Source organism: Herbaspirillum sp. CF444 (assembly GCF_000282135.1).
Lineage (GTDB): Bacteria > Pseudomonadota > Gammaproteobacteria > Burkholderiales > Burkholderiaceae_D > Herbaspirillum.
The window spans coordinates 1-13028 of sequence record NZ_AKJW01000109.1; the positions used below are offsets into that span (position 1 = coordinate 1).

At 61.8% G+C, this 13028-nt stretch carries 13 protein-coding genes; 4 read left to right on the forward strand and 9 right to left on the reverse strand.

Annotated elements, in window-relative coordinates:
- The 8 genes from PMI16_RS22390 to PMI16_RS22420 all read right to left on the reverse strand — a co-directional run.
- Positions 1–296: ABC transporter substrate-binding protein (locus PMI16_RS22390; RefSeq protein WP_007883904.1), on the reverse strand; the 296-nt coding region annotated here is incomplete at its 3' end.
- 54 nt (positions 297–350) lie between these two features.
- Positions 351–770, reverse strand: a complete 420-nt coding sequence (locus tag PMI16_RS22395) for an acyl-CoA thioesterase (protein WP_007883905.1) — start codon at positions 768–770, stop codon at positions 351–353.
- An 18-nt stretch (positions 771–788) separates the two neighbouring features.
- The gene (locus tag PMI16_RS22400; protein ID WP_007883906.1) at positions 789–1553 is read right to left on the reverse strand and encodes an SDR family NAD(P)-dependent oxidoreductase; all 765 of its coding nucleotides are present in this window, start codon (positions 1551–1553) and stop codon (positions 789–791) included.
- Positions 1554–1578: 25 nt separating this feature from the next.
- Positions 1579–2832 carry a thiolase family protein gene (locus PMI16_RS22405; protein WP_007883908.1) on the reverse strand — a complete coding sequence of 418 codons (1254 nt, stop codon included), beginning with the start codon at positions 2830–2832 and terminating at the stop codon, positions 1579–1581.
- Positions 2833–2837: 5 nt separating this feature from the next.
- Positions 2838–4748: a feruloyl-CoA synthase gene (locus PMI16_RS22410; RefSeq protein WP_007883912.1), complete on the reverse strand. Its 1911-nt coding sequence runs from the start codon at positions 4746–4748 to the stop codon at positions 2838–2840.
- Between the two features lie 60 nt (positions 4749–4808).
- Positions 4809–5594, reverse strand: coding sequence for a crotonase/enoyl-CoA hydratase family protein (locus PMI16_RS22415; protein ID WP_007883913.1), 786 nt, complete (start codon positions 5592–5594; stop codon positions 4809–4811).
- Positions 5595–5702: 108 nt separating this feature from the next.
- Entirely contained in the window at positions 5703–5930 is a 228-nt protein-coding gene (locus PMI16_RS26115) for a hypothetical protein (protein WP_157212761.1), read from the reverse strand.
- Between the two features lie 43 nt (positions 5931–5973).
- Positions 5974–7149, reverse strand: a complete 1176-nt coding sequence (locus PMI16_RS22420) for an ABC transporter substrate-binding protein (protein ID WP_007883914.1) — start codon at positions 7147–7149, stop codon at positions 5974–5976.
- Between the two features lie 674 nt (positions 7150–7823).
- On the opposite strand from PMI16_RS22420, the gene PMI16_RS22425 reads away from it, so the two are divergent.
- Positions 7824–8930: a porin gene (locus PMI16_RS22425; RefSeq protein WP_007883915.1), complete on the forward strand. Its 1107-nt coding sequence runs from the start codon at positions 7824–7826 to the stop codon at positions 8928–8930.
- 133 nt (positions 8931–9063) lie between these two features.
- Here PMI16_RS22425 and PMI16_RS22430 read toward each other — a convergent pair whose 3' ends face one another.
- Positions 9064–9966, reverse strand: coding sequence for an IclR family transcriptional regulator domain-containing protein (locus PMI16_RS22430; RefSeq protein ID WP_007883916.1), 903 nt, complete (start codon positions 9964–9966; stop codon positions 9064–9066).
- Between the two features lie 408 nt (positions 9967–10374).
- Here PMI16_RS22430 and PMI16_RS22435 point away from each other — a divergent pair, with 408 nt between their 5' ends.
- The 3 genes from PMI16_RS22435 to pcaF are packed head-to-tail and all read left to right on the forward strand — an operon-like array spanning position 10375 to position 12932.
- Positions 10375–11052 (forward strand): 3-oxoacid CoA-transferase subunit A, encoded by a 678-nt coding sequence (locus PMI16_RS22435; protein ID WP_007883922.1) that lies wholly within the window; start codon positions 10375–10377, stop codon positions 11050–11052.
- Complete coding sequence (locus PMI16_RS22440) at positions 11052–11693, forward strand: CoA transferase subunit B (RefSeq protein WP_007883923.1); 642 nt, start codon at positions 11052–11054, stop codon at positions 11691–11693. Before PMI16_RS22435 ends, PMI16_RS22440 begins: the two co-directional genes overlap by 1 nt.
- Positions 11694–11729: 36 nt before the next feature.
- Positions 11730–12932: a 3-oxoadipyl-CoA thiolase gene (gene pcaF, locus PMI16_RS22445; RefSeq protein ID WP_007883924.1), complete on the forward strand. Its 1203-nt coding sequence runs from the start codon at positions 11730–11732 to the stop codon at positions 12930–12932.
- Positions 12933–13028: the final 96 nt, after the last annotated feature.

The following is a 13028-nucleotide window of genomic DNA, read 5'->3' on the forward strand; positions in this document are numbered from 1 at the left end:
ACGGCAGCCGAGCCGATGATCATGTCGACCTTGTCTTCGGCGATCAGGCGGCGCGCGTTCTTGCTGGCCTGGGTCGGATCGGTGGCGTCGTCGAGGATGATCAGTTTGACTTTTTCGCCGGCGATGGTGTCGGGCCACAGCGCAAAGCCGTTCTTGGCCGGAATGCCGAGGCCGGAGCCCGGTCCGGTCAGCGACATGATCACGCCGATGGTCAGTTCCGCATGCGCCTGCTGCGCGATCAAACCTGAGAATGCCAGCGCCGAGGCGAGCACCGTTGCTTTCAATATTTTCTTCATCTCCGTCTCCTTTTTTATAAATGCCTGGATAGTTTTTTGTTACTTGTAAAACAGCTAACTGCAAAGTTCCCTGATGTCTTCCGGTATCGGTATCGCCTTGATGCGCGCCGGATCTTCCGGATGGCGGATGGCGAACACGCGCGTGTCGCGGCCTTCCGACAGCAGCACGCCGTCACGCTTCAGCTGGTGCAGCATGACGAAGGTCTTGGCGTTCCATTCGACCACCGAGGTATGCACCTCGACCTTGTCACCGTAGGTCGCCGGCTGGATGAAGCGCGAGCCGATATCGACCACCGGCGTGCCGATGATGCCGCGGCTCTTTTCGGTATCGCGCCAGGCCGGCACGCCGCAGCTGCGGAAAAAATTGCGCGACGAGGCGTCATACCAGCGGAAGAAATTGGGAAAGAAAACAATCCCCGCCGGATCGCAATCGCCGAATTCGACATTAATGGGATACACCACAACTCTGGACATGCTGACTCCCTGAATTTGTTAACGAGGTGGCAGGCGCAATGCGCCGTCGAGGCGAATCACTTCGCCGTTGAGCGACAGGTTGCCGACGATGTGCAGTGCCAGCTGCGCGAACTCCTCGGCCTTGCCGAGACGTTTGGGAAAAGGGATCGAGGCCGCCAGCGATTGCTGAACTTCTTCCGGCAGCTTGTACAGCAACGGCGTCAGGAACAGGCCGGGTGCAATCGTCATCACGCGCACGCCGAACTGCGCGAGGTCGCGCGCCAGCGGCAAGGTCAGCGAGGTGATGCCGCCTTTCGATGCGGCGTAGGCGGCTTGCCCGACCTGGCCGTCATAGGCCGCCACCGAGGCGGTCGAAATGATGACGCCGCGCTCGCTGTCTTCCAGCGGCTCCTGCGTGATCATTTCTGTTGCGGCAAGTCGGATCATGTTGAAGGTGCCGATCAGGTTGACGTTGACGATGCGGCTGAAATCTTCCAGCGGCATGGCTGCACCATCCTTGCCGACCAGCCGTTTGGCGCCGCCGATGCCGGCGCAGTTGACCAGGATGCGCGCCGGTCCATGGGCGGCGCGTGCCGAAGCCAGCGCGGCCTCGACACTGGCGGTGTCGGTGATGTCACAGGCTGCGGCGTGGCCGCCGACTTCTTTCGCCAGCGTTTGCGCGCCGTCGAGATTGACGTCGAGGATGCTCACGCGTGCACCGCCCTTCGCCAATTGGCGCACAACTTCGGCGCCGAGTCCGGAAGCGCCGCCGGTGACCAGTGCTGCTTGTCCTTGTAGTTGCATGATGCGTCTCGTGATTGGGTATTAATTAGTGGGAAGCGGCCGGGTTTTCCAGCAGCAGCGCAATGCCTTGTCCGCCGCCGATGCAGGCCGAAGCGACGCTGTAGCGCGCACCGCGCTTGCGCATTTCGCGTGCCGCCGTGATCGACAGCCGCACGCCGGTGGCCGCCAGCGGATGGCCCAACGCAATCGCACCGCCGTTGACGTTGAGCTTGCTGCGGTCGAGGCCGAGTTCGCGTTCGACGGCGATGGTTTGTGCGCCTTGCGCTTCATTGATTTCGAAGCAGCCGATGTCGTCCAGCGTCAGGCCGTTGCGTTCCAGCAGCAGGCGGATCGCCGGGGCCGGGCCGATACCCATGATCTCCGGCGGCACGCCGACCACGGCAGCGGCGACCACGCGCGCGAGCGGCATGCAGTCGTGATCGCGCATGTAGCTGCCGGAGGCGATGATGGTTGCAGCCGCCGCATCGACCAGCGCCGAGCTGTTGCCGCCGGTCTGCACGCCATCGGGATAGAGCGTGCGCAGCTTGCCCAATATTTCCACCGGCGACGGACGCGGATGGGTATCGGTCGCCGCTTCAGCGGCCTTGCCTTGCAGTTTCAGATGGCGGTCGTTGTAGCCATCGAGCGTGAAGGTTTCGTTGGTCACGGGCACGATCTCGTCGACATGGAAACCTTCCTGCTGCGCGCGCACGGCGCGCTCAAACGAGAGCGCCGCATACTCATCCACTTCGCGCCGCGTGATGCCGTATTTCCTGGCCAGATTTTCCGCGGTCTGCGGCATGGTGATGCCGGGCGCCGGATCGATCAGCGCTTCCCACATGTAATCCTGGAACTCCACCGGCGCACCCAGGCGGAAACCGCCGCGATGCGAGAAGGCGGCAATCGGATTGCGCGTCATCGATTCCGAACCGACCACCAGCGCGGTGTCGGTGTAACCGCGCTCAATCTGGTCGCCGGCCTGGCGGATCAGTTCGAAACCGGTGCCGCAGATGCGCTGGACCATGATGGCCGGCACATCGATCGGCACGCCCGCGTACAGGCCGATGTGACGCGGCAGCATGTATTGAAAGCAATCGCCGGGCGCCATGTTGCCGGCGATGACGGAGCCGATGTCGGTCGCCGGCACGCCGGTGCGTTTGAGGATTTCACGCGCGACCTTGATGCCCATGTCGGTCGGCGACAGCTGCGAGAAGGTGCTGCAATAATCGACCATCGGCGTGCGCACGCCGCCGAGCATCCAGACGTCGTCGAAGTTGGAATAGAAGGCTTTCTTTGCCATGGTGCTTATGCTCCTTTTGTGCCCTGCGTTCCCTGAGTGCCGGATGCGGAGGTCTTGTTGCCGCCAGCCAGCGGACGCGGTTTGAGGATGGCCGGATTGATGTCGGCGTACAGCGCCTCGACCAGGTCGGCGCGGTGCGTCAGCACGGCGCGCTGGTTGATGGAGCCCTTGTCGGTGATTTCGCCTTTGTCGAAAGAGGGCGGCTCGACCAGCACCAGTGCGCGCGCCACGCGCGAGGCGCTGCCGGTGGCGTGCTGTTGCAGGCGCTGCAGGAGATTGCTGAAAAAATCGCGCACTGGTTGCGCCGCGACGACCTCGTCGCGCGAGGCGCTTGCAGGCAAGCCGGCCAGTTGGCGGCAGCGTTCGAGATTGGGCACGATCAGCATGCCGACTTCGTTGCGGTCCTGGCCGGTGATGACGGCGTCCTGCAGGTAAGGCGCTCCTTCATGGGCGATGACGGCGCGCAGCGGGCCGACGCTGACCCAGGTGCCGGTATAGAGCTTGAAGTCTTCGGCCACGCGGCCGTCGAACATGAAGCCGAGATCGCGGTTGGATGGATCCAGCCATTTGACGGCATCGCCCGAGCAGAAGAAACCTTCTTCATCGAAGGCTTCCCTGGTCTGCTCCGGAGCGCGCCAATAACCCGGCGTGACGTTGGGGCCGCGATAGCGGATTTCCATCTTGTCGCCGTTGGGCACCAGCTTGATTTCCATGCCGGGCGTCGGGATGCCGATCTGGCCGGAGCGTACTTGCTCCTCTACCACGAACAGCGCCGACGGCGCCGTCTCGGTCATGCCGAGGCCGCAGGACATCACGATGCGCTCGCCGCAGGCGGCTTCGGCGGTGGCGTGCAGCTTGTCCCACACCGGTTGCGCCAGCGCGGCGCCGGCGTAGAACTGCATCTTCAGACGGCTGTAGAACTTGTCGCACAGGGCTGCGTCTTTTTCCAGCGCATGGGCGATGCCTTCCCAGCCGATGGGCACGTTGAAGTAAATCGTCGGCGCGATTTCGCGCAGGTTTTGCAGCGTGACGGCCAGACCCTGCGGCGTCGGCTTGCCGTCGTCGATGTACATGGTGCCGCCGTTGTAGAGCACGATGCCGACGTTGTGGTTGCTGCCGAAGGTATGGTTCCACGGCAGCCAGTCGATCAGCACCGGCGGCTCTTCGCTGAGGAAGGGAAAGGTCTGCACGATCATCTGCAGGTTGCTGCAGATCATGCGCTGGGTATTGATCACCGCTTTCGGCAGCTTGGTCGAGCCCGAGGTGAACAGGAACTTGGCGATGGTGTCGGGCGTGGTGGCGTCATGCGCGCGCTCGACGGCGTCGGTGATCGGTGTCGCGGCCAGCTCGCTGTAGAGCGTGGTGGCGCGTGCGGACGAGGGCGCTTCGGTGGCGACGAACTCGATGTCGCCGGTCGCCACCGCATTGACGGCGGCGGCGAATTTCTCGCCATGTGCGGCGAAGATCATGCCGGGCGTCAGCAGCTTGACGGCATGGCGCAGCTTGGCGTAATCCTTCGACAGCAGCGAGTAGGCCGACGACACCGGCGCATACGGCACGCCGACATAGTGGCAGGCCAGTGCCAGCATGGCGTGTTCCAGATCGTTTTCCGACAGGATCAGCAAGGGACGTTCCGCCGACAGGCCGCGATTGAGCAGGCCCTGGCCGATGTGGCGCGCGGTCTGCAATGCCTGCGCATAGGTGATGTGCCGCCAGGCGCCGTCGGCGTCGCGCTTGGCCATGAAGCTGGCGTCGGGCGTTTTTGCGGCCCAGTATTTCAGTTTGTCGCTCAGGCGCGCGGGATAGTCTTGCAGCGCCTGTTTGGTCCTGACGATGCTTTGGCCGTCAGCGGCTTCGGCGACGTCAACGCCGCTGATGCCGAATCGTACGCTGCGATAGCGTGGTGTTGTGCTCATACATGTCTCTTAATAGTTATCGGTACTGCTTTGTATGGGGCCGCAAATTGTCGAGAAAGCTTAGCTGTTGCGCTCCACTTTGTTCATCTTCAGATCGAGGAAGGCGGCAAGCCGGCCCTTGGTCTCCGGATCGCTGCCGGCCACGGCGGCCATGAGCGACTCCGTCACCAGGCCATCCTGGATCGACTGGTCGGCGATGCGTGGCAACACATGCGTTACGCCGTAGTTGGTCATCGGCGCGTTCTTGGCGATGCGCGCCGCCAGCTCCATCGCCTTTTCCATGCCCTTGCCGCCGGCGGTGAGATATTGCGAGATGCCGGCCTGATGGCCTTCCTGCGACGACAGTACGCGGCCGGTCAGCATCATGTCGCTCATGCAGGCGACGCCGACCAGGCGCGAGATGCGCACCGATCCGCCGCCGCCGACGAACAGACCGCGCTGTCCTTCCGGCAAGCCGTAGAAGGCGCTGTCTTCGGCCACGCGGATGTGGGCGGCCGAGGCCAGTTCCAGGCCGCCGCCGATGACGGCGCCGTGCAGCACGGCGATCACCGGCACGCCGCCGAATTGCACGCGCTCGAAGGCGGCATGCCACATGCGCGAGTGATACATGCTTTCGCTGGTGTCGCGTTCGCGCAGTTCGGACAGATCGAGGCCGGCGCAGAAATGGTCGCCGTTGCCGCGGATGACCGCGACCTTGATTTCCGGCGGGAAGGATTCGAAGCAGCGCTGGATGGCGCGCACCAGCGGATCGCTCAGCGCATTGCGCTTGGCGACGCGGTTGATGGCGACGACCGCAATCGCGCCGTCGTAATGGATATCGAGAAGATCGTCAGAATGAGTCGTCATGGCCAGCCTGTTGTTGGTGCTTGCGCATTGAGGATGTTGCTCGCCTCAAGGCGCTTGTCTCGGACTGCTCGACAGAGGGTGTCGGCAATTACTTATAATTTATAACTGTTATTTAGTATAAATATGTAAACGGCAAATGCAAGCAATAACAGGCGTGGCAAGCATATCGGAAACGTAAAACAGGGCGGCTACCGAACGACGCAATGCTGCTTGCCGTCTGGCTTGCGGCGACAAGGCGATGTTGCGCTGCGTCGAAGTAAGGGCAGAAATGCGGGTGCCGTTTCTTTGCGCAATGGCGCTTGCCTGCATCAAGAACAAAAAAACGCCGGTGTGCATCGCATCACCGGCGTTCTGGTCCTGCTCGGATGTCAACGGCGGTTTACTTGCCGCTGTCCTTCACGTTGAGGAATTTGTCGAACTCGACGTTGTAGACCTCGTTGCCGACTTTTTCCACCTTGCGCACGTATACCGTCTGCACGATGTCGCGTGTCGCAGGGTCAATCGAGATCGGGCCGCGCGGGCTGTTGAGCTTGATGTTCTTCAGGATCGCCATGGCCTTGTCGCCGTCGATGTTGCCGTTGAGCTTCTTCGCCACTTCATAGATCGCCGCCATGCCGTCGTAGGCTGCAACGGCCATGAAGTTCGGACGACCGCCGTTCGGATTTGCCGCCGCATAGCTCTTCAGGAAGGCTTTGTTTTCCGGGGAGTTGTGTGCAGCCGAATAGTGGAACGTCGTGATCACGCCCAGCGTCGCGTCGCCCATCGCCGGCAGCACGTGGTCGTCGGTCAGGTCGCCGGTGGCGATGACCTTGATGCCGGCTTCGGCCAGGCCGCGCTCGCGATAACCTTTCATGAAAGCAATGCCTTGCTCGCCGGCCGGCACGAAAATGAACACGGCTTCCGGCTTGGCGTCCTTGATGCGCTGGATATAGGGCGCGAATTCAGGATTGCGCAGCGGCACGCGGATAGACTCGATCACTTGTCCGCCGCCACCCAGCAGGTTGGTCTTGAAGGCGGTTTCGGCGTCGATGCCCGGACCGTAGTCGGCCACCAGCGTCACGACTTTCTTGATGTTGTTCTTCAGCGCCCAGGTCGCCATCGGGCCGGACACTTGCGGCAGCGTCATCGAGAAGCGCGCAATGTAGTTCGACTTGGTGGTGATGATCGAGGTCGCCGCGTTCATGATGATCATCGGCTTCTTGGCCTGCTCGGCGATCGGCGCCACGGCCAGCGCTTCCGGCGTCAGGCCGAAGCCGGCGAGGAAGTCGACCTTGTCGCGCACGACCAGCTCCTGCGCCAGGCGCTTGGCGATTTCAGGCGAAGGGCCGGTGGTGTCCTTGACGATGATCTGGATTTTCTTGCCGGCGACGGTATCGCCGTTCTGCGCCATGTAAGCCTTGATACCGCCTTCCATCTGCTTGCCGTAGTCGGCGAAGGGGCCGGAAAACGCGGCGATCAGGCCGATCTTGATGGTGTCTTGCGCCTGCGCTTGCGCTGCCGCAAAAAAATTGACCCCCGCAAGCATTGCCAGCAATGCCGATTTTTTAAACCTCATGTTTGTCTCCTTCGATACGTTGTCGTTGCGTAATGCATACGCGCATACGCGATTCATCAATCCCGAGCTGTCATTTCTTTTCATCCAATGCTGCGCCGGATGCCTTTTCGGACAGTCCATGCAGACGTGTCGTACAGCGTGTTTTACATAGCGCGGATCGATGGGAAATTTTTCTTGTCGCCGGATTTTAGCTGTTGCTCGCAGACGACGCTGCGGGAAATTTTCTGCTTTGCGCATTCTTGACAAGCTTCAGCGAGAACAATAGTATCGCAACAAGCGTTCGGTAAACAACATATTGTTCGTTTATCGAACATTAAATAAAAATTGAAATAACAGAGACGAAACTCTTCCGGGTTCTCCATGCAGAAGCCGATCTAATAGACATTGCAGTATTTCGCCGATGTATATCGGCAACACGTAGGCGGCACTCAGCAGTATCGACAGCAACACCAAAAGCCCCTTCGGCGATCAACCGGAAGGCAGACTGAACGCACCCTGCGAAACCCGCGGAAGCCCGCGTCCGGTCACACAGAATCCACGTATCGACACCGGGGAGGAAGCACGACGCACGTCTGCGATCTGCGGACATGTCAAGTCGTCAGGCATCAGCATCAAGGTCGGAAATCGCTTCAAGACGAACTTAAAAAACTTTACGTTTCAGGAGGAGACACACAATGAAGAAAACAGTATGCAGTGCGATCGCGCTGATGGGTGCAATGGGTGCACTGTGCGCAGGCAACGCCATGGCCCAGAATTCGGTCACCATCTACGGTATCGTCGACACCGGCGTGGTCTACACCACCAACGCCAATGCCGCCGGCAATTCGGCATTCAAGATGCCGGGGCTGACCGGTTCGTTCCCATCGCGCATCGGCTTCAAGGGATCGGAAGACCTGGGCGGCGGCCTGGAAGCGTTCTTCGTGCTGGAAGCCGGTTTTGCACCGGACACCGGCTCGATGGGACAAGGCAACCGCTTGTTCGGCCGTCAATCCCTGGTCGGCCTCAAGAGCAATACCTGGGGTCAGGTCATGCTGGGTCGTCAGGTCAACATGACCTACATCGCCACGCTCAAGACCGACGTCATGGGCCCGAACATTTTCGCCATCGGCAGCATCGACGGCTACCTGCCGAATGCGCGCAGCGACAACTCCATCGGTTACCTGGGCAACTTCTCCAACTTCACCGTCGGCGCGACATATAGCTTCGGACGCGATACTTCCACCGCGGGCGGTCCTGCGGCAACCGGCTGTGCCGGCGAAGTGGCAGGCAACTCCAAGGCCTGCCGCCAGGTTACTGCATTGGTCGGTTACGACAACAAGTCGTTCGGCGTCACGTCGTCCTACGACATCCTGTACGGCAACACCGGCGCAGCCGGCGGCCTGACCAGCAGCGACAATACCGATCAGCGCGTGACCTTGAACGGCTTCGTCATGCTCGGCAATACCAAGATCGGCGCCGGCGTGATCGACCGTCGCACCCGCGCTGCCGGCGCGGTCAACACCAACTCCGACCTGTACTACCTCGGTGCAAGCTATCCGATTTCGACAGCGCTGGTGCTGGATGCGCAGGTTGCAAAGCTGAACGTCAAGGGCAGCCCCAACGACGTGACCCTGATGGTGGGTCGCCTGACCTACAACCTGTCCAAGCGCACCGCGCTGTACACCTCGCTGGGTTATCAGAAGAACGGCGGCACGTCCGCAGTGGCGATCGATGCGGGCGGCACCGTTGGCGCCGGCAAGAACCAGCTGGGCGTGATGTCGGGTATCCGTCACACCTTCTGATCCGAGCCTGAAGAAGTCTTGAGGAGGATGGCGTGCCGCTGAGCAAGGCGCGCCGGCATCCGTAGTCGGCAACGAGAGTTGTCTTCAGTCCGGCGCATCGCGAGGTCCGCCGGACTGATTTTTTATGCGTGGTTTACGGCAGCAGCACGGACAATTCCTGCGAGCCGCGCAGCAGCACCGGCAGGAATTCTTCTTCCATCTGGCGGCGGCTGACACGCGCCGCCTGGGCGCCGACGTTCAGCGCTGCAAGCACGGTGCCGGAAGCGCCGCGCACCGGCACGGCGATCGAGCGCAGGCCGACTTCCAGTTCTTCATCGATCACGGCGTAACCGGACTCGCGCACTTCGGCGAGGATTTCGCGCAGGCGCTTTTGCGACACCACCGTCTTGTCGGTGAAGGCGCGCAGTTTGACCTTGTCGAAGTAAGCCTTCAGCGCTTCCTCTGACATGTGCGCCAGCATGACGCGGCCGAGCGAGGTGCAATACGCGGGCAGGCGGCTGCCGGTATTGAGTGCCACCGACATCACCCGCGCGGTGGCCGAACGCGACACATACAGCACTTCATTGTCGTCCAGCACCGCCAGCGAGCAGGACTCGTTGAGCGTGCGCGTGATGTTGTTCAGGCAGGGCTGGGCCGATACCGTCAGCGGCGTCGACGACAGATAGGAATAACCGAGCGTCAGGATCTTCGGCCGCAGCGAAAAATTGTTCACCTCGGAATCGGCATAACCGAGCTGCTTCAGCGTATGCAGGCAACGGCGCACCGCGGCGCGCGGGATGCCGGTCTTCTGGCTGATCTGTGCAATGGTCAGCGTGCGGCGCGTGTCGCTGAAGGCGCGCACCACCGCCAGGCCGCGCGCCAGCGAGGTCATGAAGCTGGGATCGGTGAGGGCGTCGATTTCTTCGGCGATGGTGAGTTCTTTTTCTTCGGCCTGATCGCCGGCAGAAGCGGCGACAGGAGTGACGACGTCAGTTTTCGCCTTGCCGGATCTGGCTGCGGGCTTGCGGGTTTTTGCTGGAGCAGGTGTCTTGGACATGGGCATTCAAAAATGACGATGGGCAACGATAAGCAATAAGCCGGATGATCTGCATCAGCGAAGGCGCCGGGCTTGTCCGCGATTCTAATATGTTGTGCGGACATCGCACAGACCTGCCTGTTTGTTCTTGACGCAGGAAGCCGGGTATCGCTACACTAATGTGTGCGAAAAACAAACATTAGTTCGTTTATCGCACAAATGATTGTACCTAAAAGAATTCAGGCGCGCACGCATTTTGACTCTCCGGCAGAGCGAAAACAGCGGTTGGAAAAGCGCAGGAGCATAGAAAAATAAAGGCGGAGACAAGCCATTCCGGGAAGTACGGCAATAGCGACATATGCCGGATCATCGCGGAACCATTTTCATGCATTTGCTGTTCAACGAACGGATTCACGAAAGAGACGCAACGTGATCGACAAAATTACTGAGTCACTGGAACAAGCCGTGGCCGACATCCATGACGGCGCGACCGTCATGATCGGCGGCTTCGGCAATGCCGGCATGCCGGCGGCGCTGATCGATGCGCTGATCGCACAAGGCGCGCGCGACCTCACCATCGTCAACAACAATGCCGGCAACGGCGACACCGGTCTGGCGGCGCTGCTCAAGGCCAGGCGCGTGAAGAAGATCATCTGCTCCTTCCCGCGCCAGACCGATTCCTACGTCTTCGACGCGCTCTACCGCGCCGGCGAAATCGAGCTGGAACTGACGCCGCAAGGCAACCTGGCCGAGCGCATCCGCGCCGCCGGCGCCGGCATCGGCGGCTTCTTCTCGCCGACCGGCTACGGCACCATGCTGGCCGACGGCAAGGAGACACGCCTGATCGATGGCCGCCACTATGTGCTGGAGTCGCCGATCCACGCCGACTTCGCGCTGATCAAGGCTCTGCGCGGCGACCGCTGGGGCAACCTGGTGTATCGCAAGACCGCGCGCAACTTCGGTCCCATCATGGCCATGGCCGCCAAATGCGCCATCGCCCAGGTGAGCGAAGTCGTCGAGCTGGGCCAGCTCGATCCGGAAGCCATCGTCACGCCGGGCATCTTCGTGCAACGTGTCGTGCTGCAGAACGCACAGGAGACCAAATAATGAATCGCTTCTCTCGTGATCAGATCGCCGCGCGTGTGGCGCAGGATATCCCCGAAGGCGCTTACGTCAACCTCGGCATCGGCTTGCCGACCAAGGTCGCCAACTACCTGCCGGCCGACAAGGAAGTTTTCCTGCACAGCGAAAACGGCCTGCTCGGCATGGGCCCCGCGCCCGCACCCGGCGAAGAAGACGAAGACCTCATCAACGCCGGCAAGCAGCCGGTGACCTTACTGACCGGCGGCGCCTACTTCCACCACGGCGACTCGTTCGCCATGATGCGCGGCGGCCATCTCGACATCTGCGTGCTCGGCGCCTTCCAGGTGTCGGCCACCGGCGACCTGGCCAACTGGCACACCGGCGCGCCGGACGCGATTCCCGCCGTCGGCGGCGCCATGGACCTGGCCATCGGCGCCAAGCAGGTGTTCGTCATGATGGAACACCAGACCAAGACCGGCGAGAGCAAGATCGTCTCGCACTGCGACTATCCGCTGACCGGCATCGCTTGCGTCAATCGCATCTATACCGACCTGGCGGTGCTCGACGTGACCGAACACGGTTTGCAAGTGCGCGAAATCGTCGACGGCCTGTCCTTTGAAGAACTGCAAAAGATGACCGGCGCGCCGTTGTTGCCACCGCTGTAACCCTGTAATCGACACGAAGCATACGAAGAGAACACCATGACAGAAGCCTTTATCTGCGACGCCATCCGCACTCCCATCGGCCGTTACGGCGGCGCGCTGAAAGACGTGCGCGCCGACGACCTCGGCGCCATTCCGCTGCGCGCCCTGATCGCACGCAACCCGCAAGTCGACTGGAACGCCGTCGACGACGTCATCTTCGGCTGCGCCAACCAGGCCGGCGAAGACAACCGCAACGTTGCGCGCATGTCCGCGCTGCTGGCCGGCTTGCCGCAATCGGTGCCGGGCACCACGATGAATCGCCTGTGCGGTTCCGGCATGGATGCGGTCGGCACGGCGGCGCGCGCGATCAAGTCGGGCGAAGCGCAACTGATGCTGGCCGGCGGCGTCGAGTCGATGACGCGCGCACCGTTCGTCATGGGCAAGGCCGACAGTGCGTTCTCGCGCAACGCCAACATCTACGACACCACCATCGGCTGGCGTTTTCCGAATGCGCAGATGAAGGCGCTCTACGGCACCGACTCGATGCCGGAGACCGGCGAGAACGTCGCCGACGATTTCAGGATCAGCCGCATCGACCAGGACAAGTTCGCCGTCGCCAGCCAGGCAAAAGCCGCAGCCGCACAAGCCAACGGCACGCTGGCGCAGGAAATCACGCCGGTGGTGATTCCGCAAAAGAAGGGCGAGCCTGTCACCGTCAGCAACGACGAACATCCGCGCGCCACCAGCATGGAAGCACTGGCAAAACTCAAGGGCGTGGTGCGCGCCGACGGTACCGTCACGGCGGGCAATGCTTCGGGCGTCAATGACGGCGCCTGCGCCCTGCTGCTGGCCAGTGCAGAAGCGGTCAAGCAATACGGCCTGACGCCGCGCGCGCGCATCGTCGGCATGGCGACCGCCGGCGTGGCGCCGCGCGTCATGGGCATCGGCCCGGCGCCGGCCGCCAAAAAACTGTTGCAGCAAGTCGGCCTGACGATAGAACAAATGGATGTGATCGAACTGAACGAAGCATTCGCCTCGCAAGGTCTGGCCGTGCTGCGCGAATTGGGCGTCGCCGACGATGACCCGCGCGTCAATCCGAACGGCGGCGCGATCGCGCTGGGCCATCCGCTCGGCATGAGCGGCGCGCGCCTGATCACCACCGCGATGTACCAGCTGCAACGCACCGGCGGCCGTTATGCCCTGTGCACCATGTGCATCGGTGTCGGCCAGGGTATTGCGACTATCATTGAGCGTGTCTGAAACGGACGGCGCCGTAAAAGAAGAGAAGTAAAGACAAAGCTGCCGGCCGCCAAGAGCCACGACAATACAGAGCAGCGCCTGCACCAGAGATTGAAG

What these genes read in the sequence shown, in the direction of transcription:
- PMI16_RS22440 (WP_007883923.1), top strand. Translation starts at nt 11,052, where the DNA reads ATGAATCGCTTCTCTCGTGATCAGATCGCCGCGCGTGTGGCGCAGGAT.
- PMI16_RS22420 (WP_007883914.1), bottom strand. Translation starts at nt 7,149, where the DNA reads ATGAGGTTTAAAAAATCGGCATTGCTGGCAATGCTTGCGGGGGTCAAT.
- pcaF (WP_007883924.1), top strand. Translation starts at nt 11,730, where the DNA reads ATGACAGAAGCCTTTATCTGCGACGCCATCCGCACTCCCATCGGCCGT.
- PMI16_RS22395 (WP_007883905.1), bottom strand. Translation starts at nt 770, where the DNA reads ATGTCCAGAGTTGTGGTGTATCCCATTAATGTCGAATTCGGCGATTGC.
- PMI16_RS22430 (WP_007883916.1), bottom strand. Translation starts at nt 9,966, where the DNA reads ATGTCCAAGACACCTGCTCCAGCAAAAACCCGCAAGCCCGCAGCCAGA.
- PMI16_RS22405 (WP_007883908.1), bottom strand. Translation starts at nt 2,832, where the DNA reads ATGGCAAAGAAAGCCTTCTATTCCAACTTCGACGACGTCTGGATGCTC.
- PMI16_RS22400 (WP_007883906.1), bottom strand. Translation starts at nt 1,553, where the DNA reads ATGCAACTACAAGGACAAGCAGCACTGGTCACCGGCGGCGCTTCCGGA.
- PMI16_RS26115 (WP_157212761.1), bottom strand. Translation starts at nt 5,930, where the DNA reads ATGCACACCGGCGTTTTTTTGTTCTTGATGCAGGCAAGCGCCATTGCG.
- PMI16_RS22410 (WP_007883912.1), bottom strand. Translation starts at nt 4,748, where the DNA reads ATGAGCACAACACCACGCTATCGCAGCGTACGATTCGGCATCAGCGGC.
- PMI16_RS22415 (WP_007883913.1), bottom strand. Translation starts at nt 5,594, where the DNA reads ATGACGACTCATTCTGACGATCTTCTCGATATCCATTACGACGGCGCG.
- PMI16_RS22425 (WP_007883915.1), top strand. Translation starts at nt 7,824, where the DNA reads ATGAAGAAAACAGTATGCAGTGCGATCGCGCTGATGGGTGCAATGGGT.